The organism is Thermorudis peleae (genome assembly GCF_000744775.1).
GTDB lineage: Bacteria > Chloroflexota > Chloroflexia > Thermomicrobiales > Thermomicrobiaceae > Thermorudis > Thermorudis peleae.
The window spans coordinates 149,884-176,874 of sequence record NZ_JQMP01000003.1; the positions used below are offsets into that span (position 1 = coordinate 149,884).

24 protein-coding genes are annotated in these 26,991 nt (G+C 69.8%); 17 read left to right on the forward strand and 7 right to left on the reverse strand.

Annotation, left to right across the window (positions count from 1 at the left end; genetic code table 11):
• The first annotated feature begins 115 nt into the window (after nt 1-115).
• The 5 genes from N675_RS03705 (at nt 116) to hemG (ending at nt 5,564) form a co-directional block, all read left to right on the forward strand.
• Nucleotides 116-1,030 (forward strand): LLM class flavin-dependent oxidoreductase, encoded by a 915-nt coding sequence (locus N675_RS03705; RefSeq protein WP_051914079.1) that lies wholly within the window; start codon nt 116-118, stop codon nt 1,028-1,030.
• Nucleotides 1,031-1,099: 69 nt separating this feature from the next.
• On the forward strand, nt 1,100-1,858 hold the full coding sequence (locus N675_RS03710; RefSeq protein WP_051914082.1) for a tyrosine-protein phosphatase: 759 nt from the start codon (nt 1,100-1,102) through the stop codon (nt 1,856-1,858).
• Between the two features lie 146 nt (nt 1,859-2,004).
• Complete coding sequence (hemE, locus tag N675_RS03715) at nt 2,005-3,054, forward strand: uroporphyrinogen decarboxylase (protein WP_038038132.1); 1,050 nt, start codon at nt 2,005-2,007, stop codon at nt 3,052-3,054.
• 36 nt (nt 3,055-3,090) lie between these two features.
• On the forward strand, nt 3,091-4,101 hold the full coding sequence (gene hemH, locus N675_RS03720) for a ferrochelatase (RefSeq protein ID WP_051914083.1): 1,011 nt from the start codon (nt 3,091-3,093) through the stop codon (nt 4,099-4,101).
• The gene (gene hemG, locus N675_RS03725; protein ID WP_051914084.1) at nt 4,098-5,564 is read left to right on the forward strand and encodes a protoporphyrinogen oxidase; all 1,467 of its coding nucleotides are present in this window, start codon (nt 4,098-4,100) and stop codon (nt 5,562-5,564) included. The genes hemH and hemG overlap by 4 nt, the downstream gene beginning before the upstream one ends.
• Here the strand turns inward: hemG and N675_RS03730 are convergent.
• Nucleotides 5,518-6,114, reverse strand: a complete 597-nt coding sequence (locus N675_RS03730; RefSeq protein WP_051914085.1) for a phosphatase PAP2 family protein — start codon at nt 6,112-6,114, stop codon at nt 5,518-5,520. The genes hemG and N675_RS03730 overlap by 47 nt on opposite strands.
• Before the next feature lie 120 nt (nt 6,115-6,234).
• Between N675_RS03730 and N675_RS03735 the strand changes: the two genes are divergently transcribed.
• Nucleotides 6,235-8,031 carry an LCP family protein gene (locus N675_RS03735; protein ID WP_051914086.1) on the forward strand — a complete coding sequence of 599 codons (1,797 nt, stop codon included), beginning with the start codon at nt 6,235-6,237 and terminating at the stop codon, nt 8,029-8,031.
• A gap of 121 nt (nt 8,032-8,152) precedes the next feature.
• Entirely contained in the window at nt 8,153-8,332 is a 180-nt protein-coding gene (locus N675_RS03740; protein ID WP_038038133.1) for a hypothetical protein, read from the forward strand.
• 21 nt (nt 8,333-8,353) lie between these two features.
• Here the strand turns inward: N675_RS03740 and N675_RS03745 are convergent, their stop codons facing one another.
• Both N675_RS03745 and polX read right to left on the reverse strand, forming a co-directional pair.
• Nucleotides 8,354-8,851: a GNAT family N-acetyltransferase gene (locus N675_RS03745; RefSeq protein WP_038038134.1), complete on the reverse strand. Its 498-nt coding sequence runs from the start codon at nt 8,849-8,851 to the stop codon at nt 8,354-8,356.
• A gap of 102 nt (nt 8,852-8,953) precedes the next feature.
• Nucleotides 8,954-10,702 (reverse strand): DNA polymerase/3'-5' exonuclease PolX, encoded by a 1,749-nt coding sequence (gene polX, locus N675_RS03750; protein WP_038038135.1) that lies wholly within the window; start codon nt 10,700-10,702, stop codon nt 8,954-8,956.
• Between the two features lie 194 nt (nt 10,703-10,896).
• On the opposite strand from polX, the gene ftsY reads away from it, so the two are divergent.
• The 4 genes from ftsY to N675_RS03770 are packed head-to-tail and all read left to right on the forward strand — an operon-like array spanning nt 10,897 to nt 15,172.
• Nucleotides 10,897-11,859, forward strand: coding sequence for a signal recognition particle-docking protein FtsY (gene ftsY / locus N675_RS03755; RefSeq protein WP_038038136.1), 963 nt, complete (start codon nt 10,897-10,899; stop codon nt 11,857-11,859).
• Nucleotides 11,859-13,364, forward strand: a complete 1,506-nt coding sequence (gene ffh / locus N675_RS03760) for a signal recognition particle protein (RefSeq protein WP_038038138.1) — start codon at nt 11,859-11,861, stop codon at nt 13,362-13,364. Before ftsY ends, ffh begins: the two co-directional genes overlap by 1 nt.
• Nucleotides 13,365-13,424: 60 nt before the next feature.
• On the forward strand, nt 13,425-14,504 hold the full coding sequence (locus tag N675_RS03765; RefSeq protein WP_051914087.1) for a sensor histidine kinase: 1,080 nt from the start codon (nt 13,425-13,427) through the stop codon (nt 14,502-14,504).
• Complete coding sequence (locus N675_RS03770) at nt 14,501-15,172, forward strand: response regulator (RefSeq protein ID WP_038038140.1); 672 nt, start codon at nt 14,501-14,503, stop codon at nt 15,170-15,172. Before N675_RS03765 ends, N675_RS03770 begins: the two co-directional genes overlap by 4 nt.
• A gap of 144 nt (nt 15,173-15,316) precedes the next feature.
• On the opposite strand, the gene guaB is transcribed toward N675_RS03770, so the two are convergent.
• The 3 genes from guaB to N675_RS03785 form a co-directional block, all read right to left on the reverse strand.
• The gene (gene guaB, locus N675_RS03775) at nt 15,317-16,789 is read right to left on the reverse strand and encodes an IMP dehydrogenase (RefSeq protein ID WP_051914549.1); all 1,473 of its coding nucleotides are present in this window, start codon (nt 16,787-16,789) and stop codon (nt 15,317-15,319) included.
• A gap of 124 nt (nt 16,790-16,913) precedes the next feature.
• On the reverse strand, nt 16,914-17,711 hold the full coding sequence (locus tag N675_RS03780; RefSeq protein WP_038038141.1) for a ParA family protein: 798 nt from the start codon (nt 17,709-17,711) through the stop codon (nt 16,914-16,916).
• Nucleotides 17,712-17,818: 107 nt separating this feature from the next.
• The gene (locus tag N675_RS03785) at nt 17,819-18,757 is read right to left on the reverse strand and encodes a mechanosensitive ion channel family protein (protein WP_156100810.1); all 939 of its coding nucleotides are present in this window, start codon (nt 18,755-18,757) and stop codon (nt 17,819-17,821) included.
• Nucleotides 18,758-18,913: 156 nt separating this feature from the next.
• Here N675_RS03785 and N675_RS03790 point away from each other — a divergent pair, with 156 nt between their 5' ends.
• From N675_RS03790 to N675_RS03815, 6 genes are all read left to right on the forward strand, one after another.
• Nucleotides 18,914-20,284, forward strand: a complete 1,371-nt coding sequence (locus N675_RS03790) for an NAD(P)/FAD-dependent oxidoreductase (RefSeq protein WP_051914088.1) — start codon at nt 18,914-18,916, stop codon at nt 20,282-20,284.
• A gap of 89 nt (nt 20,285-20,373) precedes the next feature.
• A complete protein-coding gene (locus N675_RS03795; protein ID WP_038038142.1) occupies nt 20,374-20,661 on the forward strand; it encodes a hypothetical protein in 288 nt (95 codons plus the stop codon).
• 254 nt (nt 20,662-20,915) lie between these two features.
• Entirely contained in the window at nt 20,916-21,953 is a 1,038-nt protein-coding gene (locus N675_RS03800; RefSeq protein WP_038038143.1) for a thiamine pyrophosphate-dependent dehydrogenase E1 component subunit alpha, read from the forward strand.
• Nucleotides 21,950-22,987, forward strand: coding sequence for an alpha-ketoacid dehydrogenase subunit beta (locus N675_RS03805; protein ID WP_038038144.1), 1,038 nt, complete (start codon nt 21,950-21,952; stop codon nt 22,985-22,987). Before N675_RS03800 ends, N675_RS03805 begins: the two co-directional genes overlap by 4 nt.
• 18 nt (nt 22,988-23,005) lie before the next feature.
• On the forward strand, nt 23,006-25,669 hold the full coding sequence (locus N675_RS03810) for a penicillin acylase family protein (RefSeq protein WP_038038146.1): 2,664 nt from the start codon (nt 23,006-23,008) through the stop codon (nt 25,667-25,669).
• Nucleotides 25,669-26,040: a hypothetical protein gene (locus N675_RS03815; protein ID WP_038038148.1), complete on the forward strand. Its 372-nt coding sequence runs from the start codon at nt 25,669-25,671 to the stop codon at nt 26,038-26,040. The genes N675_RS03810 and N675_RS03815 overlap by 1 nt, the downstream gene beginning before the upstream one ends.
• On the opposite strand, the gene N675_RS03820 is transcribed toward N675_RS03815, so the two are convergent.
• Nucleotides 26,037-26,927, reverse strand: coding sequence for a universal stress protein (locus N675_RS03820; RefSeq protein WP_038038149.1), 891 nt, complete (start codon nt 26,925-26,927; stop codon nt 26,037-26,039). The genes N675_RS03815 and N675_RS03820 overlap by 4 nt on opposite strands.
• Between the last annotated feature and the right edge of the window lie 64 nt (nt 26,928-26,991).

The following is a 26,991-nucleotide window of genomic DNA, read 5'->3' on the forward strand; positions in this document are numbered from 1 at the left end:
CGCGACCTGTCCGGGGCTGGTTGCACGGTCAGCCCGAGCGCAGCGTTCCCGGTGGGGGAGGGCACGAGCTGTCCGGGGCTGGTTGCGCCGCGGCCGAGCAGGAAAGGAGCAGACGATGCCACGTGCGATTGAGCTGGGGGTGTTGTTGCCGCAGGCGGAATACCGGCTGGCTGGCCAGACGCCGCGCTGGGCCGACTACCAGGCGTTTGCCGCCGTCGCTGAGGCGATCGGCCTCGATGCCCTCTGGGTCGTCGACCACCTGCTCGTCCGCACGCCGGACGGCCAGCCCGAAGGCGTGTGGGAAGGCTGGTCGCTGCTGGCTGCGCTCGCGGCCATTACCCGGCGCGTCCGCCTCGGCACGCTCGTCCTCTGCACCGCCTGGCGTCACCCCGGCCTGCTGGCCAAGATGGCCGACACCGTCGACGAGATCAGCGGCGGGCGGCTCGTGCTCGGCCTCGGCGCCGGCAACACCGAAAGCGAGTTCCGCCAGTTCGGCTTCCCCTGGGAGCGGCGCGTCAGCCGGTTCGCCGAAGCCGTTGCCGTCGTCCACCAGGCGCTGCGCACTGGCGCGGTCACGTTCCACGGCCAGTTCTACCAGCTCGACGGCGCGCTCATCCGCCCCCGCGGCCCGCGCCCAGCCGGCCCGCCGCTGCTCATCGGCGGCACCGGCCCCCGCGTCCTTGACTTGACCGTCCGCTACGCCGATTGGTGGAACGTCTACTATTCCGAAACCGGCAACCGCGCGGCCGGCATCGGCCCTCACCTCGCCGCCCTCGACGCCGCCTGCGCGCGCCTCGGCCGCGACCCAGCCAGCCTCGTCAAGACGGCCGCCGTGCTCGTTGCCTTCCCCGGCTACGGCCCGATCTACGGCGTCGTCGCCGACCCGCTCATCGGCCCACCCGAGGCCCTGGCCGAGGAGTTCCTCGCCTACGCCGCGGCAGGTGTGCGCCACCTCATCCTCCGCCTCGAACCGAACACGCCGGCCAGCCTGGCCCGCCTGGCGCCCGTCCTCGACCTGCTCGAGCGGTAGCTGTTCACGGCACGGCAACAGCGGGCTTGCCAGCCAGCGTATCCTCAGGGTGGGGAGAAAGGAGTGTGCATGAGCGACGCGCAGCACCAGCGCGAGATTGTCCAGGTTGACCTGCATAGCCACATCCTGCCCGGTGTCGACGACGGCGCGCCGGATCTGGCCACTGCGCTGGCGATGGCGCGCCTGGCCGCCGCCGACGGCACCCGCATCATCGCCGCCACGCCCCACGCCCACCTCTGCCCGGTCGAGGAGGTAGCGCCGGCCGTTGCCGCGCTGAACACTGCCATCCAGCAGGCTGGCATCCCGCTCACCGTCATCCCCGGCCGGGAAGAACAGCTGACTGCTGACCTGGCCGAGCGCCTGGTCGCTGGCCGAGCGCTGCCGCTTGGCGAGAGCCGCGCCGTCCTGGCTGAGCTGCCGAACTGGCGGCAGTGGCCGGCCGACATCGTTGAGCGCGCGCGGCAGGTGCAGGCGGCCGGCTACCAGCTGATTCTGGCCCACCCCGAGCGCTACGATCCCGTCCAGGCTGATCCCGCGATCGTGCGGCCGCTGGTGGCGTGCGGCGTGCTTCTGGAAATCAATGCTGATTCGCTGCTTGGAGCGAACGGCCCGGCGGCCCAGGCGACCGGCGAGCAGCTGCTGCGGGCGGGGCTTGCCCACCTGCTCGCCAGCGACGCCCACGGCACCGGCCCGCGCGCGCCGCTGCTCTCGCCCGCCTTCGCCCACCTCGCCACCCTGCTCGGCCCAGACCGCCTGCAGGCGCTGCGGGCCACGGCAGCGAGCCTGGTGGTGGAGCGCCCGCTGGCACGGGCTGAGGCGGCACGCTGACATCGCGGCACTCGCAGGTGGGCGGCGCATGACAGGTTTGCTGCTGGCGGCTCCGGCGTCGCTGTGGGCAATTCGCCCGCGCCATGCCGCGCCATTTGGTAGAATCTCCCCGGCGCTGGACAGCCTGCCGGCGCCGGGAGTGATGCATGGACACGTCACGGTTCTTGCGGGCCTGCCGTCGCCAGCCGGTCGACACCACCCCCGTCTGGTTCATGCGCCAGGCTGGGCGCTACCTCCCGGCGTATCGCGCTGTCCGGGCCCGTGCCTCGCTGCTTGAGATCTGCGCTGACCCGGCCCTCGTCGCCGAGGTCACGCTCCAGCCGGTCGAGGCCCTCGGCGTCGATGCCGCGATCATCTTCGCCGACCTCCTGCTGCCTGTCCCCGGCCTCGGCCGCTCGCTCCACTTCAGCGCCGGTGAGGGCCCGGTCATCTCGCCGCCCGTCCGCACCGCGGCCGACGTCGCCCAGCTGCTCCAGCCGGAACCCGAGGAGTTTGCCAGCGGCGTGCTCGAGGGCATCCGCCTCGTCCGGCGCGCGCTCGACGGCCGCGTCCCGCTTATCGGCTTCGCCGGCGCGCCGTTCACGCTCGCCAGCTACCTGATCGAAGGCGGCAGTTCCCGCCACTACCTGGCCACCAAGCACCTGCTGACGCATGAGCCAGCAGCCTGGCACGCGCTGATGGAGCGGCTCACGGCGGTCACCATCGCCTACCTGCAGGCACAAGTCGCAGCCGGCGTCCAGGCCGTGCAACTCTTCGACAGCTGGGCCGGTGCGCTCAGCCCCTTCGACTACCAGCGCGCGGTCCTGCCCTGGACACAGCGCATTGTCGCCGCGCTCAAGCCGCTCGACGTCCCGGTCATCCTCTTCAGCACCGGCACGGCTGGCTTCCTGCCCCTGCTCGCCGCCACCGGCGCCGATGTGATCAGCGTCGACTGGCGTATCACACTGGCCGACGCCTGGGCGGCAATCGGCGCCGATCGCGCCATCCAGGGCAACCTCGACCCGGCCGCGCTCTTCGCTCCCCGTGACGACCTGGCTCGCCAGGCCCAGCAGATCCTCGACCAGGCTGCCGGTCGCCCCGGGCACATCTTCAACCTCGGCCACGGCATCCTGCCGGACACGCCGGTCGAGCACGTCCGCTTCCTCGTCGAGTATGTGCACGAGCATGCGGCACAGCCTAGCCCGTCGCTCGTGTGAATCGGGCAGAGGAGCCAAGGTGAAAGGAGTGTCCCCATGACATCGCCTCGCCCCGAGCGCGTCGCTGTGTTGTTGATGGCCTACGGCGGTCCCAATTCGCTCGAGGACATCCCGGCATATCTCAGCGACGTCCGCCACGGCCGCCCCTACTCGCCGGAGTTTCTGGCCGAGCTGACCGAGCGCTATCGCCAGATCGGCGGCCGCTCGCCGATCCTGGAGCTGACGCAGGCGCAGGCGGCTGGCATCGCCCGCGCCCTCAACGATGGCAGCGAGGCCGGGCGGGTCTACCAGGTCTTCGTCGGCATGCGTCACTGGCACCCGTACATTCGCGAGGTCATCCCCGACATCGTCGCCAGCAACCCTGACCGGCTCGTCGGCGTCGTGATGGCGCCCCACTACTCGCGGATGAGCGTCGGCGCGTACCTCGAGCGGCTCCAGGAGGCGCTCGCCGAGCACCACGTGACCATCCCCGTCACGACCGTCACCAGCTGGAAGGACGAGCCAGCGTTCATCGCCGCGCTCACCGAGCGCGTCCGCGAGGCCCTGACCCGCTTCCCCGCCGACATCCGCGACCAGGTCACGCTGCTGCTCACGGCGCACAGCTTGCCTGAGCGCATCCTGCAGTGGGGCGACCCCTACCCGGAGGAACTGCTGACGACGGCCCGCCTCCTCGCTGCTAACTTCCCGAACCACCCCTGGCGCTTCGCCTTCCAGAGCCAGGGCGCGAGCGAGGAGCCGTGGCTCGGCCCGGCCGTTGAGGACGTCGTCGCCGAGCTGGCCAGCCAGGGCGCGCGCGACATCCTGGTCGCGCCGATCGGCTTCCTCTGCGACCACGTTGAAATTCTCTACGACATCGATATCGAGCTGCAGCAGGTCGCGGCCGAGCTCGGCGTCCACCTCGAGCGGATCGTCTCGCTCAACGACCACCCGCTGCTCTGCCAGGCCGTCGCCAATGTCGTGCGCGCGGCCCTGGCTGGGGAGGCCACAACGAGCGGCGCGCCGGCAGCCCAGTCCAGTGCGGCACCGAGCACGACGCCGGCCCCATGACGCGCACGCTGCCGCCGCACATCGTGGTTGTTGGCGGGGGCATGGCCGGACTGGTCGCGGCCTACCGGCTGCGCCAGGCTGCCCGCGAGCGCCCGCTGACCATCACCCTCGTCGAGGCCCAGTCCCGTCTCGGGGGCTGGGTTGAGACGCTCGACTGGCAGGGCGCGCGCGTCGAACGCGGCCCGGATAGCTTCCTGACCAGCAAGCCGGCCGCGCTGCAGCTCGCGCTCGAACTCGGCCTCGGCAGCCAGCTCCAGGCGCCGATCCCCGGCCCAACGTTCATCGCCTGGCGCGGCCGGCTCGAGCCGCTGCCCGACGGCCTCTGGCTCGTCGTGCCCACCCGCCTCGGCCCCATCCTGCGTAGCCGCCTGCTCTCCCCCTGGGGCAAGGCCAGCGTCCTGCTCGACCTCGTCCTGCCCCCGCGACCGCGCACCGACGACGAGGCGCTCGGGGCGCTGCTGCGCCGTCGCTTCGGAGCGGAGTTCGTCGCCCGCATCGCCCAGCCGCTGCTCCACGGCGCATATGCTGGCGACCTCGACGAGATCAGTGTCCAGGCACTGGCCCCACAGCTGGCCGAACTCGAGCGCCGCTACGGCAGCCTCATCCAGGGCGCCCGGGCGCGGCTGCGCGAGCGCCGCACGCCGAGCCAGCCGCCATTCCTCAGCCTGCAAGGCGGCATGGGCACGCTCATCGACGCTCTCGCCGCCGCCCTCCGCCCCGACCGGCCCGGCCTCACGCTCCGACTCGGCACGCCCGTCACCAGCATCACCGGCAACCGGGCCAACGGGCAGGCCGCGAGCTTCACCCTGACCCTGGCTACCGGCGAGCGCCTCACCGCCCAGGCCGTCGTCCTGGCTACGCCCGCCTTCGTCAGCGCCCAGCTTCTGGCCTCGCTTGACGCCGACCTCGCCAGCCTGCTCGCCCGCATCCCCTATGAGCACGGGGCAACCCTGACACTCCGCTATCCCGCCGCCGACCTCGTCGGCATCGCCCGCGGCCGTGGCGTGCTCGTGCCCGCGGCCGCCGGCCGCCTGATCAGCGCGGTCACCTGGGTCACCGAGAAGTTCCCCGACCGCGCGCCGGCCGGCGAGGCGCTCGTCCGCGTCTTCCTCGTCCCCAGCCACCCAGCTGCGCTCGACGCCGCCGACGACGTGCTCGTCAGCCGGGCGCTCGACGAGCTGGCCGCACTCACTGGCCTGCGAACGCGCCCGACCGATGCCCTGCTGCTGCGCCAGCCGAACGCCTTGCCGATCTTCCGCGTCGGCCACCGCCAGCTCGTCGCCGCCATCGCCGCCCGTTGCGCGACGTGGCCCGGCCTCGCCCTCGCCGGCGCAGCGTACCAGGGCGTTGGCCTGCCGGACTGCATCACCAGTGGCAGCGTTGCCGCCGCAACCGTGCTCGAGGCGCTTGCCCAGCCTACGGCTGCCGCGGGTTCGTCAGCCGACGCGCCCGCCAGCGGCTGACGCCCTGCGTTACCAGCGCGCAGCCCCGCGTCACCGGCCGCCGTCCGAGCCGCACCACAAGCCAGCCCACGACGAGGCCGATCACCGCCCCAGCTAGCACATCGCTCGGATAGTGCAGGCCGACGTAGACCCGCGCCACGCTCATTACCGCAGCGAGCACGAGCACCAGCGCCCCCAGCCGTCGGTGGAAGGCCACCAGCAGCGTGGCAATCGCAAACCCGGCCGCCGCGTGGTCGCTCGGGAACGAGGCATCGGCCGGATGCTGCACCAGCAGGTGCACCAGCAGCGGGTGCGCCACGAACGGCCGCGGCCGCGCCCAGAGCAGCGCAATCCCCCCGTTCACCGCCAGCGCCAGCGCGGCCGCGGCCAGCGCCAGCAGCGGCCCAGCCCGCTCGGCCGCGTCGCCACGCCACCAGGCCAGCACGAGCCAGATGGCGACCAGCCCGGCAAACAGCAGCGCCCCGTGTTGTGCGAGCGGAATCATCACCGTATCGAGCAGCGGCTCGTGCCCAGCTGCGCCGTTCAGCCACTGCTCCAGCGCGACATCCATGCTGCCCCCCGTCTCACTTGTCACTGACAGAGTGTATACTCCGGCCGAACGCGCGTGGCAGCGCTGGGGCACTATGCAACGTGCTCGCTGGGCGCGCCACGCACTTGAGGAACGGTGCGCATGGCCGATACACCGTCGGGGCAGCAGCCAGAACCGGCCCCACTCACGAGGTTGACACCGGGTCAAGTCCGCGCCGCTCGCCAACGCGGGCGCAACACTGGTCGCGCCACGCCGACGCCTGTCGCGCGTGCTAGCAACGGCGGTGCGGGTGCCCCGCCAGCGTCATCAGCCCAGCCCGTCGCCGCGCCTGCGCCGTTGCCAGCCCGCCGCCCACGCTGGGGCCGACGCATCGTTCTCACGCTCAGCCTCGTCGCTATCCTCGCTATCTCGGCCTATACCATCCGGCTGGCGTGGGCCGCCCGCAACGCCTTCAACCAGGTCTTCGTCACCGCGGTGCCCCGCGCAACCGTCGTCATCAACGCCCAGGGCACGCCGGAACTGCGCCTCGTGACACCCCAGCCCGGCCAGCCCACCCCCGCCTTGCCTGACTGGAACGGCACCCAGCGGATCAACATCCTGCTGCTCGGTGTCGACCAGCGGCAGGGGACGCCTGACGAAGGCCCGCCCCGCTCCGACACCATCATCATTGTCTCGATTGACCCGGTCGCCAAAGATGTCGCGATGCTCTCGATCCCCCGCGACCTGCTGGTCACGATCCCCGGTTTCGGCCGTGACAAGATCAACGCCGCCTATCCCCTCGGCGCGACCTCGCAGTACACCGGCCCCGGCCTCGTCCGCGCCACCATTGAGTACAACTTCGGTATCCCGATCCACTACTTTGCTGAAGTCGACTTCCAGGGCTTTATCAAGATCGTCGACACGCTCGGCGGCGTGACGATCGACGTTCCTGCCCCGATTAAGGACGACGAGTACCCCGGCGCCGGCAACAACTACACCCGCATCTACTTCTCCACCGGCCTGCAGCATATGGACGGCGCCACCACCCTCCAGTACGCGCGCACGCGCCACGACGACAACGACTTCGCCCGCGGCCTGCGCCAGCAGCAGGTGCTGCGTGCCCTCCGCGATCAGGCTATCCAGCTCAACCTGATCACCAAGGCGCCGACGCTGCTCAACCAGCTGGCCGACACCGTCCGCACCGACCTCTCGCCGACCGACATCCTGGCGCTGGCCAAGCTCGGCACGCAGATTGACCGCTCGCACATCCGGAGCTATACGCTCGGCACCGCCGTCCACGACTACTGGGTACCCGGCCAGCCCTACTACGCCATCCCCGACTGGCCCAAGATCCAGCAAATCCTCAACGAGATGATGCCGCCACGGCCCGGTGAGCCAGCGCCGACCGTCCGCGCTCAGCCGACGCAGGTGCCAGCGACGCCAGCCATCCCCGAGCCAACCGAGGCGCCCACGCCCACCCGCGTCACCAGCGCTCGCGTCGCCCCAACGCCGACGCCAGAGCTGGAATCCACGCCCACTGCCCGATCGCTTGCCACCCCAACGCCGACCACGTCCAGCGCGCCGAGCCGCGTCGCCACGCCAACACCGCGCCTCGCCACCCCGACGCCGCGCCCGGCAACGCCAACGCCAGCTGCGGCCGCGCCCGCGCAACAGCCGGCTATCCTCGTCGAAAATGGCACCCACACCAGCGGCCTCGCGGCACAGGCGGCCGCCACGTTGCAGAACAACGGCTTCACCCACGTCGCCATCGCCCAGGCCCCCGACGCCGGGCAGCATCCAACGTCCGTGATCTACGTCTACGGCCAGCAGTACACTAACGCCGCCCTCCAGGTCGCTGCGCTCCTCGGCATCCCGCCCAGCGCGGTCTATGCCGGCACGCCTGGCGGCGGTGGCAACTACGCGATCGTTGTGATCATCGGCAATGACTTCGCCAGCTAGCCGATGGGGCGGCGGCCCTGCCACATCGGCGTGGCACGTGGCATGATGAAGCAGCGGAGGAGCGCCCCGGGTGGCCACTCAGGCCCCGGGGCAGGCGCTGGCAGAAGGAGGAGTGACCCGCATGAGTTTCATCGGCATGAACCCTGAGCCGCTGACCCCGCGCGGACGGCTCATCGTCTTCTCGGCCGTTATCCTCGCCCTCATCTTCATCGCCCTGATGGTCACCGGCATCGTCCTGATCCTCCACAACCCCGGCCAGGGCACCGTCGCCTGTCAGTGGCATTGGCTTGGCTGCTCCTAACTCGCCATCCTGAGCACCTGCTCACCAGGATGCACGCTCGCCCAGGCGCTTCTGCATCACAATCCCATGCCGGTTGCGGCCGTAGTAGTGCCGCACCTCGCCGACTGGGAGGTAGCCGAGCCGCTGGTAGAGCGCCTGGGCAGCAGTGTTCTTGTCTTCGACCATCAGGGTGAACTGCTCAGCCCCCAGCACCTGCTCGAGCGCGAGCAGGAGCGTCCGGCCGATCCCGCGTCGCCGCACCTCCGGCGCGACGCAGAGGTTGAGCACACGCCCCTGCTTGCCCCGCACGTCGCCGATCGCGCAGCCGACGAGCGCGTCGCCGAGCTGGGCCACCAGCAACTCCGCGCTCGGCCAGTACGCCAGCACCGCCAGCGTCACCAGGCCATACGCTTGCCCGCCAAAACACTGCCGCTGCAGCCGCGCCAGCGCCGGCAGGTCGCGCAACGTCGCCCGCTGGATCCAGACCTGCTCCCCGGCTGTCTGATGCGTCGCGATCAATCGGATGCTGTGCCCCGCCATCGGCTACGCCCTCCGCTTATCACGGCCGGCCGGCGCCGCGCGCCGCCCCATGCCCATCTCTCGTCTGCCTCCTGATCGCACGCTCCTGCCCCGTTCCCGCCGCTAGCCCTGCTGGCGCGCCGCCCGCCGTGCCGCCCGCCAGGCAAGCAACCCGTCGAGATCCCGCGCGTTCAGCACGTGGCGCGCCTCCGCCCAGCCGCGCCGCGCCTGCGCCACCGCATAGCGCCGGTAGTCGAAGTTCCGGCGACTGTGCGCGTCCGTCGTGCAGGCCACCAGCACCCCCTGGGCGATCGCTCGCCGCACCCAGACGTCTTCAATGTCGAGCCGGTCGGGCTGCCCGTTCACCTCGATCGCCACCCCATGCGCGGCCGCAGTCGCGATCACGGCCTCGAGGTCGACGGCGTAGCCATCGCGCCGCCCCAACAGCCGGCCGGTGGCATGCCCGAGCACGTCGACCATCGGGTGAGCGAGCGCCCGGCAGATGCGCGCGGTCATCGCCTCGCGCGACTGCCGGAATTGGTTATGCACCGAAACGATCACCACGTCGAGCATGGCCAGCACATCGTCAGGGTAGTCGAGCCGCCCGTCCGGCAAGATGCTCACCTCGGCCCCGTGCAGCACCCGAAACGGCGCGAGTTTGGCGTTCAGCGCCGCAATCGCGCGATGCTGCTCGCGCAGCCGCTCGGCGCTCAGCCCGCCCGCGACTGCTGGCGTCGGCGAGTGGTCGGTAATCACCAGGTAGGCGTCGCCGCGGGCCCGCGCGGCCTCGACCATCTGCTCCAGCGTGTCAGCACCGTCGCTCCAGTCAGTATGGGCGTGCAGCTCGCCGCGGATGTCAGCCACGGTCACCAACGCCGGCAACGCGTGCGCGGCCGCCGCCTCCACCTCGCCTGCGCCCTCACGCAACTCCGGCGGCACCCAGTCCAGCCCGAGCGCGGCGTAGACCGCGGCCTCGTCCGCACCAGCACGCCGCCGGCCCTGCTCATCGACCAGCCCGGCTGGCGTGAGCCGCCAACCGCGCGCCACGGCCCGGGCCGCCAGCTGCTCGACGTGCGCCCGCGCGCCTGTCCAGAACAGCAACGCCGTGCCCCACGCGTCCGGCTCGACCAGCACGACCCGCACCGGCACTCCGGCCGCGTGCTCGAGCACCTGCCACGCGTCCTCGGCCCGCACGCGCTCGACACCGGGCAGGTTTGGCAGGGCCGCGATCACCGCATCCGGCTCGGCCGTCGCCACCAGCAGCGTCACGTCGCCAACCGTCGCCCGCCAGCGCCGCAGGCTGCCCACTGGCGAGACTGCCCGCACCGCCCGGTGCTGCGCGAGCTCGGCTGCCAGCGCCTCCGCCAGCGGCAGCACTGCGCCGAGCAATAACCGCGCCGGCCGCTCCTCTGGCGTTGCCAGCGCTGCCAGCACCTGCTGCTCCAACGCCGCCCCAAAGCCGGGGATGCCGCGCAGTTCGCCGCGTTCGGCCGCAGCCCGCAGCGCTGCCAGCGACGTAATGCCCCGCTTGAGCAACTGGCGCGCCCGCGCCGGGCCGATCCCCGGCACGCGCAGCAGCGCCACCGCCTCGGCCGGCACCTGTGCCCGCAGGCGTTCCAAGTAGCCCAACTGGCCGGTCGTCAGGTACTCATGGATCTTGGCTGCCAACGCCTTGCCGACGCCCGGAATCGCATCGAGCTGGCCAGCCGCGTCCAGCTCAGCGATATCGACGGCCAGCCCGCGCACCTGCTCGGCGGCCGCGCGATAGGCCCGCACCCGAAACGGCTGCTCGTCCTGCAGCTCCAGCAAGTCCGCGATCTCCTCCAGCACGTGCGCCACCGCGTGGTTGCGCGCTGTCCCGCCCTCAGCCATCGTCCCACCTCACGCCCTTGGCCACCGGTGCCTCCTTGTCGCCAGTGTACTGCGAAGCGCCCACGCTGCGGCAGCGGCCAAATGACCCAGCGCATCCAGCTATACTTAGACGGCAGTGTAGGCCGCAGCGGTTCACCGCTGCCGAACGTTGCCATTATCCCCGGCCATCGCCGGATCATTGAGGAGTTGTGTCTGTGATCTTTCGACGATTCTTTCGGCGAACCACGCCCGAACCCCACGTCCAGGAAGGCCTGCGCAAGAGCCGGCGCGGCATCTTCCGCGAGATCGTCGCGCTCTTCGACCGCAGCGCCATCGACGACGAGCTCTTCGACGACCTCGAGGCCCTCTTGATTCAGGCTGACCTCGGCGTCGAGACCACCCAGGCCTTGCTCGACCAGCTCCGCGCGCGCATTCGCCGCGAGGGGATCACCGACCCGGCGCAGGCCCGCGAACTGCTGCGTCAGGAAATGATTGCCCTCCTTGAGCAGGCCACCCGTAACCGCCGTGTCAAGATCTACCAGCGCGGCGTGCCGTTCGTCACCCTCGTCGTCGGCGTCAACGGCACCGGTAAGACGACGACGATCGCCAAGCTCGCCAAGTACCACCAGGACCGCGGCCGCAACGTCCTGCTCGTCGCCGGCGACACCTTCCGCGCTGCCGCGATCGACCAGCTCAAAGTCTGGGGCGAGCGCCTCGGCGTGCCAGTCATCAGCCATGCGCCCGGCGCTGACCCTGGTGCCGTCGTCTTCGACGGCCTCCAGGCCGCCTTCAACCGCAACTACGATATCCTGCTGATCGACACCGCCGGCCGGCTCCACACCAAGTACAACCTGATGGAAGAGCTCAAGAAGATTCGCCGGGTCATCCAGCGCCAGGTGCCCGACGCCCCGCAGGAAGTCCTGCTGGTCATCGATGCCACCACCGGGCAGAACGGCCTGGCGCAGGCCCGCCTCTTCACCGACGCTGCCGGCGTCACCGACATCGCCATCGCCAAGCTCGACGGCACCGCCAAAGGCGGCATCGCCTTCGCCATCGCCCGCGAACTCGGCATCCCGATCAGCTACATCGGCACCGGCGAGAAGGTCACCGACTTCGCCGAGTTCGACCCCGAAACCTACGTCGATGCCCTCTTCTTCGACGATGAGGAGGCCGCCTGATGTTTGAAACGCTGACCGATCGCCTCACCGCCGCCTTCCAGCGCATCGGCCGCAAGGGCCGCCTGACCGAGGAAGACGTCGACGAAGCCCTGCGTGAAGTCCGCCGTGCCCTCCTCGAGGCCGACGTCCACTACCGCGTCGTCCGCGACTTCGTCGCCACGGTGCGCGAGCGGGCCATCGGCGAGGAAGTCCTGCGCTCCCTCACCCCCGCCCAGCAGGTCATTGCGATCGTCCACCAGGAACTCGTCCGCCTGCTCGGTGAGGAGCGCGTGCCGCTGCAGTGGGCGCCGCAGCCGCCGAGCGTCTTCCTCCTCGTCGGCCTGCAGGGCTCCGGCAAAACGACCCACGTCGCCAAGCTCGGCGCCCTGCTCAAGAAGGAAGGCCGCCGCCCTCTCCTCGTCGCCGCCGACGTCTACCGCCCAGCGGCCATCGCGCAACTGCAAACCCTCGGCCAGCAGAACGACCTGCCCGTCTACGCTGAGGGCCCAAACGCCGACCCGGTCGACATCGCCCGGCGCGCCGTCGCCCACGCGCGCCAGTACGGCTACAACCCGGTCATCATCGACACTGCCGGCCGCCTCCAGATCGACGAGCGCATGATGCAGGAGGTCGAGCGCATCAAGGCCGCCGTCAACCCGGTCGAAATCCTCCTCGTCGCCGACGCCATGACCGGCCAGGAGGCCGTCCGCGTCGCCGAGGAGTTCCACCGCCGCCTCACGCTCACCGGTCTCATCCTCACCAAGATGGACGGCGATGCCCGCGGCGGCGCTGCGCTCTCGATCCGCGCCGTCGTCGGCGTCCCGATCAAGTTCATCGGCACGGGCGAGCGCGTGGATGCCATCGAGCCCTTCTACCCCGACCGCCTCGCCACCCGCATCCTCGGCATGGGCGACGTCGTCTCGCTCATCGAGAAGGCGCAACAGCAGACGTCCGAGGAAGAGCGCCAGAAGCTGCAGGAGAAAGTCCTGACCGGCTCCTTCAACCTCGAAGACTTCCTCCACCAGCTCCAGCAGCTCAAGCGGATGGGCCCGCTCACCCAGCTCCTCGAGATGATCCCCGGCGTCGGCCAGCTCATCCGCCAGCAGCAGGTGCAGATCAGCGACGACGAGTATAAGCACATTGAGGCCATCATCCTTTCGATGACGCCCGAGGAGCGCCGTAACCCTGACATCATTACCTACAGCCGGCGCCGTCGCATTGCCCGCGGCAGCGGCACGACGATGGCCGAGGTCAGCCAGCTCCTCAGCCAGTTCAAGCAGATGCAGCGGATGATGGCCGAGCTTGGCCAGGCGGCCATGGGCGGCGGCCGCCGCGGTGCACTCCGCGGCCTGCTCGGCGGTGGGGGCAACCCCCTGGCCGCCCTCGGCAACGGCGGCCTCGATGGCCTCATGGGCGGCTTGCCCACCAACCTGCCCAGCGGCAGCCTCCCCCGCCGCCCGCCACAGCCACCGCCCAAGGCCGGCAAGCACGCCAAGAACAAGAAGAAGCACAAGAAGCGCCACTAGGGGGCGCCGCGCGGCCCGAACGGCTGCGCACGCCCCCACGAAACGGCACGGTGACCAGCCATGAGCATCCAGTTGCAGCGATGGATGGAACGCCTCCGCACCCTCCCCATCTTCTACAAAGTCTTGATCGCGAACACGACCATTGTCGTCGCCGGCGCCGTCGTCGGCACGACGCTCACCCTGCTCTCAACCGGCAGCACCGAGCACATCGTTGAACTCGTCGTCCTCTTCGGCACCACTGGCACACTCCTCAGCGCCATGCTCAACTGGGTTGTCCTGCGCGCCGCCTTCCAGCCCATCCGCGCCCTCGAATACACCGCCGACCAGGTGCGCCAGGGCAAGTTCGACGTCCGCGCGCCCACCGTCCCCTTCAGCGACCCGAACCTCGACGCCCTCACCGCCACCTTCAACGCCATGCTCGACACCATGGTCGCCTACCAGAGCCGCCTCCGCGAGCTCTCCCAGCGCGTCCTGAGCGCGCAAGAGGCTGAGCGCCAGCGCATCGCTCGCGAACTCCACGACGACACCGCCCAGACCCTCACCGCCCTGCTCCTGCGCCTCAAGATGCTCGAATCCGCCAACAGCGCGACCGACCGCGCCACCGTCCGCGAGCTCGTCAGCCTCACCGCCGCCGCGCTCGAGTCCATCCGCGCCATCGCCCAGGAGCTGCGTCCACCCGTCCTCGACGACTTCGGCCTGCCGACCGCCCTGCAGAGCCTCGCCGACCAGCAGCGCCAGCGCTTCGGCCTGCCCGTCAGCGTCGCCGTCCAGGGCCAGCCCCGCCGCCTGCCGCCCGACGTCGAACTCGCCCTCTACCGCATCGCTCAGGAGGCCCTCACCAACGCCGCCAAGCACGCCGACGCTCGCCACGCGGTCGTCACCCTCAGCTTCGGCGACCACGCCGTCACTCTCTCCATCCACGACGACGGCCGCGGCTTCAACCTCCACGACCTCTCACTCGACCACGGCGAACTCGGCCTCTTCGGTATGCGTGAGCGCGCCGAACTCGCCGGCGGCACCTTCGCGATCCACTCCGCCCCCGGCGCCGGTACCACCGTCCAGATCACCGTGCCGCACAACGGCAAGCTCGCCAGCGCCTCCGCCGCGCTGTCCACCGAACCAGAAAGGAGCACCCCGTGAGCCGCACGCAACAGCCGATCCGCGTCGTCCTCGCCGACGACCACCCGATCGTTCGCGCCGGGCTCCGTGCCCTCCTCGAGTCGCAGCCGGACATGGTCGTCGTCGGCGAAGCCGGCACGGCCAGCGAAGCTGTCGACCTGGTCCGCCAGACTACGCCCGACGTCGCCGTCCTCGACATCTCGATGCCCGGCGGCGGGCTTGAAGCCCTTCGCGAGATCGCCGCGCTCAAACTCCCGACCCGCGTCCTCATCCTCACTGTGCACGCCGAAGAACGCTACCTGCTCCCTGTCCTCCAGGCCGGCGGCTCCGGCTACGTGCGCAAGACCAGCCTCCACACCGACCTGCTCGACGCCATCCGCACTGTCGCCGCCGGCGAAGTCTTCGTCGACCCGGACGCCGCTCGCATGCTCCTCCAGGGCTACCTCGACCAGGTCAAGCGCGGCGAAGTCCAAGACCCCGCCCAACTGCTCTCCGAACGCGAGCGTGAGGTGCTGCGCCTCACCGCTGCCGGCTACACCGCCCAGGAGATCGCCGAGCAGCTCTACCTCTCCCCCAAGACCGTCGAGACCTACCGTCACCGCGTCATGCAGAAGCTCGGCTTCAGCCGCCGCTCCGAGCTCGTGCGCTTCGCCCTGCAGATCGGCTTGCTCGACCCCGACGCGTCCTAACCGGTGACAACGCGGCGGCGTGGCTGCCGGCACTGCGCCCCAGCAACCTCCGACGCGCTGAAAAGCGTGACAGCCTGCCAGGTTACCCCGACAGGCTGCCACGCCCTCCCCAACCGCGCCCTGCCGTCCGTGGGAAGAACGAAGCTAGGACGAAATCCGATAGTTGGGTGCTTCTTTCGTGATCACGACATCGTGCGGGTGGCTCTCCCGCAGCCCGGCCATCGTCATCTGCACGAAGCGCGCGCGCTCCTGCAGTTCGCGAATCGTCGCCGCGCCGCAGTAGCCCATCGCCGCCCGCAACCCGCCGACGAGCTGGTAGACCACGTTCGCCAGCGGCCCCTTGTAGGGCACTCGCCCTTCGATGCCTTCCGGCACCAGCTTGGCAATGCTGTCGACCTCGTCTTGGAAATAGCGGTCCTTGCTGTAGGAGCGGGCCTTCATCGCCCCGATCGAGCCCATCCCACGGTATTCCTTGAACCGCTCGCCCTGGTAGAGGATCACCTCACCTGGGCTCTCGTCGACGCCCGCCAGCAGGCTGCCCAGCATCACCGTGTCGGCGCCGGCCGCGATCGCCTTGGCAATATCGCCTGAGTACTGGATGCCGCCGTCAGCGACCACCGGCACGCCAGCTGCCCGCGCCACCCGCGCCACGTCCAAAATCGCCGTAATCTGCGGCACGCCAACGCCCGCGACCACTCGCGTGGTGCAGATCGAGCCCGGCCCAACCCCGACCTTCACCGCGTCCGCCCCGGCAGCAATCAGCGCCTCAGCCGCCTCCGCCGTCGCGATGTTCCCCGCGATGACGTCAACATCCCAGCGGGACTTGATCGCCTCGACCATCTCCACCACCGAGCGGGCGTGCCCGTGGGCCGTGTCGACGACGAGCACGTCAACGCCGGCCTCGACCAGCGCCTCCGCCCGGGCCAGCGCGTCGGCACCCACGCCAACCGCTGCGCCGACGCGCAGCCGCCCTTGGGCATCCTTCGTCGCGTTCGGATACTGGATCCGTTTCTGGATGTCCTTGACCGTAATCAGCCCCTTGAGACGCCCCTGTTCATCGACGACCGGCAGCTTCTCGATCTTGTAGCGGTGGAGAATCTCCCGCGCCTCGTCCAGCGTCGTCCCGACCGGGGCCGTGATCAGGCCTTCTTTCGTCATCAGCCGCTCGATCGGCTGGTCAAGGTCGTCTTCAAAGCGCAAGTCGCGGTTCGTCAAAATGCCGACGAGCTTCCCCTGGTCGTCGGTGATCGGCACGCCCGAGATGTGGTAGCGTTCCATGACCGCCAGCGCATCGCGCACCCGGTCGGTCGGGCGCAGCGTCACCGGCTCGACGATCATCCCCGACTCGCTGCGCTTGACCTTGTCAACCTCGGCCACCTGGTCCTCGATCGAGAGATTGCGGTGGATGATCCCAATGCCGCCTTCCCGGGCGAGGGCGATCGCCATCCGCGCCTCGGTCACCGTATCCATCGCCGCCGAGACGATCGGGATGTTGAGCTGAATGTGCCGCGTCAGCCAGGTGCGCGTATCGACATCGCGCGGCAACACCGACGACGCCGCCGGCACCAGCAGCACGTCGTCAAACGTCAGCCCAACGCCCACCACCTTCTGCGCCATCACCGCTTCGAGCGTCGGCACCGCGTGGTGCAGAGCAGGGGTTGCGTCGTCCTGGGTGATGACCATTCTGGTATGCCCTCCTTCGTTGCCTTGCTGCGTCGCCTGCCGTTACCATGCCCTGCGCTCAGTCGGCTGGACTAGCCGCCGGCGCGAGAGCCAAGCGTGCCACCAACTCCTCGCCCAACGCCGCATACGCCTGCGCCGCGCGCGAGCCCGGGTCATACTCAAAGATCGTCTTGCCAAAGCTCGGCGCTTCAGCCAGGCGCACCGTCCGCGGGATGATCGTGGCAAACACACGCCGGCCAAAGAAGCGGCGCACCTCCTGCACCACCTGCAGCGCCAGCCGCGTCCGCGCGTCGAACATCGTCAGCACCACGCCCAAGACGTCGAGCGCCGGGTTCAACCGGCGCTTGATCAGGTCGATCGTCGTCACAAGCTGGGCCAGCCCTTCAAGGGCCAGGTATTCGCACTGCAGGGGTAAGAGAATCGCCCTGGCGGCGACCAGGGCGTTGACCGTCAACAGCCCGAGCGACGGCGGGCAATCGATCAGCACGACCTGGTAGTCCTCCAGTACCGGCATCAGCACAGTGCGCAGGCGCTGCTCGCGGCGGGGCAACGCCACCAGCTCGACCTCCGCCCCGGCCAGCGCCGCATTGGCCCCGAGCACGTCGAGCCCGGGCCGCACGTCACGGCAGAGACAGTCGGCCACTGCGGCCTCACCGAGCAAGGCCGTATAGGTTGTCAGGGCAAGCTCCTGCTTGGAGAGCCCCAGGCTGCTCGTCGCGTTTGCCTGCGGATCCATATCCACCAGCAGCACGCGCAGTCCTTGCCGGGCAAGGTAGTGCGCCAGGTTCACCGCCGTCGTCGTCTTGCCGACGCCGCCTTTCTGATTCGCCACTGCCAGCACGTGCGCCACGCTCATCTCCCGGCGCTCCGCTACTTATCGGGCTAGTCTAGCATGTCCACGGCCGCAACACAAGGTCGAACCGCCTGTTGCTGGCCATGCCGCCCGCACGTCGCGCCCCCAGCTCACCCCCCCGCTGGCTTGCCAGCTGGCGGCTGCGCGCTCGCCTGCTCAGCCGCATCCGGCTCCCCAGCGCCCTGCGCCGTCCCCGGCACGCCCGCTTGCGCCAGCGCCCGCACGATCCACAGCCGCAGCGCCTGCTGGACCCGCCACCGATCGAGCGGCCGCGTTCGCACCGCGACCCGCACCGTCACCTGCTGCGCCGCCGGCTGCTCCACGCCCACAATCTCTCCCGGCCCCAGCAGCGCCGGCGCGTAGTCTGGATCGTCCGCAATCACTTGCAGCGCCTGCTGGACCGTCCGCAGCACGGCCTCAAATCCTGCATCCAGCGGCACCGTCACATCCACCATCGCCCGCGCCCAGTCGCGCGTCAAGTTCGTCACCGTCCGGATATCGCCATTGGGCACCACGGTCAGCGCCCCATCTTGCCCGCGGATCGCCGTGTAGCGCAGCGTGATCACCTCCACCGTCCCGGTGACGCTCCCCACCGTCACCACGTCCCCGACGAGGAAGTGCCCCTCGAGGATCAGGAAGAACCCACCGATGACATCCCGGATCAACGACTGCGCCCCAAACCCAACGGCGATCCCGGCCACCCCAGCGCTCGCCAGCAGCGGCCCAATCGGCACCCCGTAGATGTTCAGCACCGTCATCCCGGCGACGACGAGCACCACGAGCCGCACCGCCGACTCCGTCACGCTTGCCAGCGTCTGCAGCCGGACGGCCACCTCCCGCGGCGCTGTCCCGCGCCGTTCGAGCACGCGCCGGATCGTCTCCCCCAGCACCCGGTGGGCCAGCCGGATGATCACCCAGGCCAGCACGACCGTCACCAGCGTTGCCGGCAACCCGCTCACCAAGCGGTCACCCAGCGCCAGCAACCGGCTCACCAACCCGCCCGACAGCGACGCCTGCTCACTTGCCATCGTCAACCATGCACGCGGCATCGCCACCTCCCTCACACTCCGCCCCCGAGGCTAGCAGCCGCCCCCGCCAGCGGCAACCAGCCAACCACGCCGTTTGGTATGCTTAACGGCTGGCCTGTCGCCATTCCGTCGGATGACGACAGACCACCCAACTGGGAGAACGCAAAGGACATGCTGATGTCGACGAGAGCTGCTTCACCGATCACGCGCGCCACCCGCCCGCGCATCGTCATTCTCGGCGGCGGCTTCGCGGGCGTCACCGTCGCGCAGGCACTCGAGCACCACCTCCGGACCGGCGAGGCCGACGTCGTGCTCGTCAGCCGCGACAACGCCTTCGTCTACTACCCGCTCCTGCCTGAGATCGTCCCGGGCCAAATCCGCATTGAAGACATCCTCTCGCCGATCCGCCTCGTCGCCCCGCACGCCCGCCTGCTGATGGGCAGCGTCCAGGCGATCGATCTCGACGCCCAGCTCGTCCACGTCCGCTACGGACTCGATCACGGCCCGACCGACGAGCTGACCCTTCCCTACGACCACCTCGTCCTCGCGCTCGGCGGCATCCCGGCCACCTTCAACATCCCCGGCATCAACGAGTACACCTACCAGATCCAGCGTCTCGGCCATGCCTTCGCGTTGCGCAACCACCTCATCGACCTGCTCGAACAGGCCGAGGCCACCGACGACCGTGAACTCCGCCGCGCCCTGCTCACCGTCGTCGTCATCGGCGGCGGCGCAACCGGCGTCGAACTCGCGGCCGCGGTCGAGGAACTGCTCAGCCGCGCCCTCCACTACTACCGCGGCCTGCAGCAGAGCGATTACCGCGTCGTCCTCGTCCACGCCCTCGAGCGGCTCCTGCCCGAAGCCCCGACCGCCCTGGGCGACTACGCCGAGCGCATGCTGCACCGGCGCGGCATTGACCTGCTCCTCAACCGCCCAGTCGTCCAGGTCGAACCCGACGCCGTCATCCTCAAGGACGGCACCCGCATCGCCGCCCACACCGTCATCAGCGCGATCGGCGTCCAGCCTCACCCCCTGGCCCGGGCACTGCCGGTTGAGCACGACCGCCAGGGCCGCATCGTCGTCGAACCCACGCTCCGCATTCCGGCCTACCCGAACGTCTGGGCGATCGGCGACCTCGCTGCTGTCCCCGACCCGAACACCGGCAACGCCTATCCACCGACGGCCCAGCACGCCATCGCCGAAGCCGAGACCGCGGCGCACAACATCGCCGCCACCCTCCGCGGCCGCCCGCTCCATGTCATCCAGTATCGCACGCGCGGCCAGATGGTCACCCTCGGCCACCGCACCGCCGTTGCCGCCATCGCCGGCCGTGTCATCACCGGGCACCTCGCCTGGTGGATCTGGCGCACCTACCACCTGCTGCGCCTGCCACGCTGGGAACGCCGGCTCCGCGTCCTCTTCGACTGGACCCTCGACCTCTTCTTCCCACCCGAGCTCGTCCGCCTGCCGGTCAGCCAGCTCACGCCCCGTGCCAACGCGGCCGCGCCGGTCGCCGAGCCTGTCAGCGCGCCCGCGAACCCGCGCTAGCCCGCGCCCGCCGCCGATGCCTTGCCTGCCTCATTGTGCGGCAAGGCGGGCGGCGGCACCGTAACGCTTGTCACAATGGAGGAAGAGCAATGAACACCATCGTCGACAACGATAAGCACCTGCGGCAACGCTTCCTGAGCGGCGCGCTCGTCGAGCAACTCCAACAGTTTAGCGTGCTCGACCACGACCAGGCTGAGGCCCTCGGCCTTGCCCTGGCCGACATCGCCGAGGAAATCGTCGTCATCTACCGTGACATCGTGCCACGACTCGAACATGCCACGACGCCCGAAGCGTTCCAGGACGCTCTCACCGATCTCTTCGACGCCTTCCGCCACGTCGATTACCACATCCACGACGCCACGCGGCTCGAACCCTAACCCCATCCCGTCCCCTGCCCCACGCCGTGCGGCATCCCGCACGCAACGCGTCGCCCGCGCACCACGGCCCGTACCACAGGCCCGTGCCATAAGCCCTTCCGTGTCAGATCCCTGCCACACGCGCGCCCGTGAGCCGGCCGCAGCAGGCAGCACACTTCGCCACCCGATTGACAGCGCCGGCCAAGACGACTATCCTGAGGGAAGAACCACGATTCAACCCAAACAGTGCGTCGCCGCAGCAAAGGAGGTGAGGGGTGTTAAAGCCAGAGCCGAGTTTGCCTGACCTCCAGTACCTCGTTGCCCAGTCCGGACTTACCCGCGAGCAACTCCTCAATGCCTACCAGCAGCTCTGCCTCATCCGCGCCTTCGAGGAGACCATCGCCGACCGCTACGCCATCGGCAAGACGCCCCAGTTCAACATGGCCGCTGGCCCGATCCGCGGCGAGATGCACCTCGCCGTCGGCCAGGAAGCGGTCGCCGTCGGCGTCGGTCTCTTCCTCACCGACGCCGATGCCGTCGTCAGCACGCACCGGCCACACCATCACGCGCTGGCCAAAGGCGTGCCCGTCGACAAGCTGGCGGCCGAGATCTTCGGCAAGGCGACCGGCCTCTGCCGGGGCAAGGGCGGGCACATGCACCTCTTCGATGCCGAGCACCGCTTCGCCTGCAGCGGCATCGTCGGCGCATCCTTCCCCCAGGCTGCTGGCGCTGCCTTCGCGTTCAAGCACCGCGGTGAACCGCACGTCGCCGTCGCCTTCGCCGGCGAAGGCGCAGCCAACCATGGCACGTTCACCGAGACGCTCAACGCCGCCGCCCTCTGGCAGCTCCCGCTCGTCATCGTCATCGAGGACAACCTCTACGCCGACTCGACCCCCAAGTGGGCTGCCCTCGCCCAGCCCCATCAGTTCCAGCGGGCCCTCGGCTACAACGTCACCACCTACCTCGTCGATGGCATGGACCTCATCGACGTCGCCCGCGCCGCCCGTCAGGCCATCGCGCGCGCCCGCGCTGGCTACGGCCCCAGCGTCATCGAAGCCCTCTGCTACCGCTACCGCGGCCATTTCGAGGGCGACGGCGAAGAGTACCGCACCAGGGAAGAAGTCGAACGCTGGCGCCAGCTCGACCCCATCCCACGCCTGGCCCGGCGCCTCACGGCCCTCGGCTGGGCCGACGACGCCGTCCTCGCTGGCCTCGCCGCCGAAGCCACCGCCCGCGTCGAGCAGGCCATCGCCTTCGCCGAGCAGAGTCCCTTGCCCGAACCCGATGAAGCACTCGTGGGGGTGTTCCGATGAGCACGACACGCACCATCACCGGCATTGCGCCCGCCATCGCCGAAGCCATCGACCAGGAGATGGCCCAGCGCACCGACATCGTCGTCCTGGGCGAAGACGTCACCTACTGGGGCGCCGTCTTCGGCTTCACCATGGGCCTCTTCCAGAAATACGGCCGTGACCGCGTCATCGACACGCCCATCACAGAGCAGACGTTCATGGGGATGGCGGTCGGCGCGGCAGCCGTCGGCCTGCACCCTGTCGTCTCGTTGATGTTCGTCGACTTCCTCGGCGCCGGCTTTGATCAAATGTACAACCACATGGCCAAGAACCACTACATGTCCGGCGGCCAGTTCGCTATGCCCGTCACCGTCCTGACCGCCATCGGCGGCGGCTACGGCGACGCCGAGCAGCACTCGCAGGTGCTCTACGGCCTCTTCGCCCACGTCCCCGGCTTCAAAGTCGTCGTCCCCGCCACCGCCTACGACGCCAAGGGCCTCACCATCAGCGCCTTGCGCGACCCCAACCCCGTCGTCATCTTCGGCCACAAGCTGCTCACCGGCCTGCCGTTCCTGCCCTTCGAAGGCATCGCCGACGAACCCGTGCCCGATACCCCCTACACCGTCGAGTTCGGCAAGGCCGCCGTCCGCCGCGAAGGCCGCGATGTCACCCTCGTCGCTGCTGGCCTCATGGTGCACCGCTGCCTGCGCGCCGCTGAGCAGCTCGCCCAGCAGGGCATCGACGCCGAGGTCATCGATGTCCGCACCCTCGTCCCACTCGACACCGCCACCCTCGTCGCGTCCGCCCGCAAGACCGGCCGTGTCCTGATCGTCGACGAGGATTATCAGAGTTTCGGCATGACCGGTGAACTTGCCTTCCGCATCCAGGCCGACGCCTTTGACGCCCTCAAGGCGCCGATCCGCCGCCTCGCCGTCCCCGACGTGCCCATCCCCTTCTCCGCGCCACTCGAGCAACGGGTCATCCCCAGCGTCGAGCGGATCGTCGCTGAAGCCCAAGCACTCTTTGGCGCGCCAGCCCGCGCAACGGCGCGGTAGGAGGGATCACCAGATCTGATGCACCGGTTTCCATTCCGCCTGCTGGTCGGCACGAGCACAGCCGCCCTCGCGGTTGTGCTCGTTGTCCTGCTCGCGCTCCCGCTCGGCCCACTCCCCGCCCTCGGCCCCACCTTCAACCCCGTCACCGGCGTCTTTGCCGGCATCGACCGCGATCAAGCATCGACGCTCACCGTCCCTGGCTTACAGCAGCCGGTCATCATCAACGAAGACGCCTACGGCGTGCCCCACATCTTCGCCCAAACCGACCATGACCTCTTCTTCGCCCAGGGGTACCTCACCGCACGCCATCGCCTCACCGAACTCGACCTGATCCGCCGCCAGGCCGAAGGCCGCCTCGCCGAAATCGTCGGCCCGGCTGCCCTCCCCAGCGACGAACGCGAGCGCGTCCTCGGCCTCGCCCGCACGGCGCAGGCCGCCGCCGCCCGCCTCCCCCAGGTCGACCCCGAGGCCGCCGCCGAACTCGACGCCTACGCCGCGGGCATCAACGCCTGGATCGACGAGGCCGTCCGCACCCACGCCTTGCCGCCCTTCTTCCGCTTGCTCGGGTACACCCCCGAACACTGGCAGGTCGCCGACAGCCTCGCCATCCAGGGCATCATGACCCAGGAACTCGCCTTCAGCACTGCACCCATCGACCGCGCCAACCTCGCCGACGCCCTCGGCCAAGACGCCGCCGCAACGCTCTTCCCGCAACTTCCCCAGAACCCGCAACTGCCCTACGCGCCCGGCCCCTACCCCGCCATCACGCCCGACCAGGCCGCCCTCGACGCCGCCTTGCTCCCCTATGGCAACGGCGCTGGCACCGGCGGCCGCCAGCCGTCGTCCGCTGACGCGCCGCCCCCGCCATCACGCGCCACCAGCCTCCCGCCCTCGCGCACCGTCGACCGGCTCATCCAGTCCATGCCCTGGCTCGTCGATCCGCTCGGGCTCCTCGTCCGGCCACAGCTCACCGAGGGCAACAGCAACAACTGGGCGGTCGGCGGCGGCCTCACCGACACCGGCAAGCCCTACCTCGCCGGCGACCCCCACCTCGGCCTCACGTTGCCAGCCATCTGGATCGAAGTCCACCTCGAGTCGCCGACCATCCACGTCTACGGCGTCAGCATCCCCGGCACACCCGGCATCATCATCGGCCACAACCGTACCGTCGCCTGGAGCCTGACCAACACCCAAAACGCCCAGACCGTCTTCTACCGCGAACAGACGAGCCCTGACCACCCGGGCCAGTACTTCTACGCCGGACAGTGGCGCCCCTTCGTCGACCACGACGAAACCATCCTCGTCCGTGGCCAGCCCGCCCACCACCTCACGGTCCACTGGACCGTCCATGGCCCGGTCATCCCCGAAGGGCTTGCCGGCATCCCGCCGCTGAACGGCCGCACGCTCGCCATGGCCTGGACCGGCAATCTCTTCTCCGACGACGTCGGCGCACTCCTCCGCCTGATGCAAGCCCGCACCGCCGACGACGTCCGTGCCGCCCTCGCCCGCTGGGGCGCCCCAACCCAGAACTTCGCCTACGCCACCACTGACGGCGCTATCGGCATCATCGCCGCAGGCTACTACCCGCTCCTCGCCCACGGCCAGCTTGACACCCTGCTCGACGGCAGCGACCCGCAGCAGAACTGGCAGGGCCTCATCCCAGCTAACGCTGTCCCCCAGGTCCAGGGCAAGCCCAACCAGTTCGTCTGGTCAGCGAACCAGCGGCCGGTCAGCGCTGACTATCCTGTTGATATCGGCAGCGCCCTCGGTTTCGACGCCGGCTATCGCGCAAGCGTCATCTACGCGTTTCTCAACGACCCCGCCAACCGGCCGCTCACGCGCGATCGCCTCATGGCCCTCCAGGCCTCGCACCAGGACGCCCTCGCGCGGCGCATGCTCCCCGTCGTCGTCCAGGCTCTCGCCCAGGACACCACGCTCTCCCCGCTTGCCCAGCAGGCCCTCGCCCTCCTGCGCCAGTGGGACGGCACCATGGCAGCCAACCAGGCCGCCCCCGCCATCTGGTGGCACTTCCTCCAGGCCTTCATCGTCCAGCTCTTCGGCCCCTGGTGGGCCCAGGCCGGTCTCGACCAAACCGCCTACACCTTGCACACCTTCACGCCGCACCAGGACGGCTGGGACGGCAACCTCGTCGTCGCCGCCGAAGTGCTCACCACCGGCAACCCCGCCGACCGCGCCCAGGTCCTCCAGCGCTGGCTCGCCGACCCCTCCACCGGCCAGCCCCGTCCACTCCCCACCCTCTTCCATAACGCGCTCGAATCCGCGGTCAACGACCTCGCCCAGCGGCTCGGCGCCAACCCAGCCAGCTGGCAGTGGGGTGCCATCCACCGCCGCCTCATCCCATCCCTCACCCAGGCCCCGCGCCTCGCCCGCGGCCCCTATCCCACCGACGGCGACCGCTTCACCGTCGACCCCAGCGGTGGCGAGTCATCGACCGGCGGTGCCAGCTGGCGCATGATCGCTGACCTGGCCGATCTCACGCGTTCCGTCGGCGTCTTCCCCGCCGGCGAATCCGAAGACCCGACCAGCCCGCACTACGACGACCAGCTACCGCTCTGGCTCAACCACCAGGTCAAGCCGCTCCACTTCCCCGACACCCCACAGACCACCCCAGGCGGCTGGGTCGTCCGCGTCTGGCAGCTTCGCCCGAAAGGAGCGTCGTGATGCGCGTCGCAGCCCGCTGGCTCCCCTGGCTGATCCTCCCCCTCGCCCTGCTCATTGCCGCAGCCATGCTGCTTATCGGCTGGTGGTGGGCCGTGCCCGTCGCCGGCCTGCTCACCGGTCTCGTCGGCCAGGTGAGCCGCCGCCGCGCCTTCAGCTACGGCTTCCTCGCCGCCCTGCTCGCCTGGCTCGCCTTGCTCGCCTGGCGCGCGCTTGCCTGGCGCGGCCTCGCCCAGCTCGCCGTCGTCGCCGCCCTGGCACGGTTGCCCACGGTGGCCGGCATCGCCTTCGCCCTCGTCCCCGCCCTGATCACAGCCCTCGCCGCAGGGCTCCTCGCCGTCGCGGCCTGGACACTCGCCCGTCTCGCCCGCTAGGCTTCGCTCAGCGCTGGCTCCTCGGACGGCCGCACCAGCAGCAATGGCACCGTGCCCTCACGCAGCAGCCGCTCGGCCACGCTCCCCAACACCAGCCGGCTCAGCCCACTGCGCCCGTGCGTCGCCATCACGACCAGGTCAGGCTGGAGCTTCCGTTCCAGCTCCAGCAGTTCCGCGACCGGCAGGCCGCTCCGCACCTGCGTCTGGACAACAACCCCCTGCGACCGTACCTGCTCGGCCACCATCGTCAGGTAGCTCTCAGCATCCTGCACCAGATCCTGCTCGAGCTGATTGATGATGTCCGCGCTCGCTGGCATCTGCACCCAACTCTGGTAGAGCATTGCTGGCACATCGACCACCCGCACCACGTGGATCGTCGCCCCCGTGTGCGCCGCTAGCTCCACCGCGTAGGGCAACGCCGCCTCCGCCAAGGCCGAGCCGTCCAGCGGCACGAGCAGCATCCGCAGCGTGTCCGGCACGGCGTGCGTCACCCCCGAGCGCAACAGCAGCACAGGCACACCAGCGTGCCGCACCACCTTGTCAGCAACACTGCCGGAAATCCAACGCCCAATGCCGCCCCGTCCGTGCGTCGTCATCACGATCAGCGGATCGGATTGCTCCTGCGCATAGTCAATAATCTCCCCAGCCGGATCGCCATAGCGGATCTCGCCGTGCGCCGCGACTGCTAGCCGCTTTGCCACATCCTCGACATACGCCCGAGCCTCAGCGCCCGCCTCCGGCGTCGCATCCTCGGGCACCACCCGCAGCAGCCGCAGGGGCACGTCGAGCTTCCGTGCCAACAGCACCGCGTAGGGCAGTGCGTCCTCGGCAAGCGCCGAGCCATCGAGCGGCACCACAATCGTCCCGATCCGCCGTCGTTCCTGCATCGGTTCCCTCCCAATCCACCCTGACAGACAACCATTGGCATAGTACCATGCCCACGAGCGCACA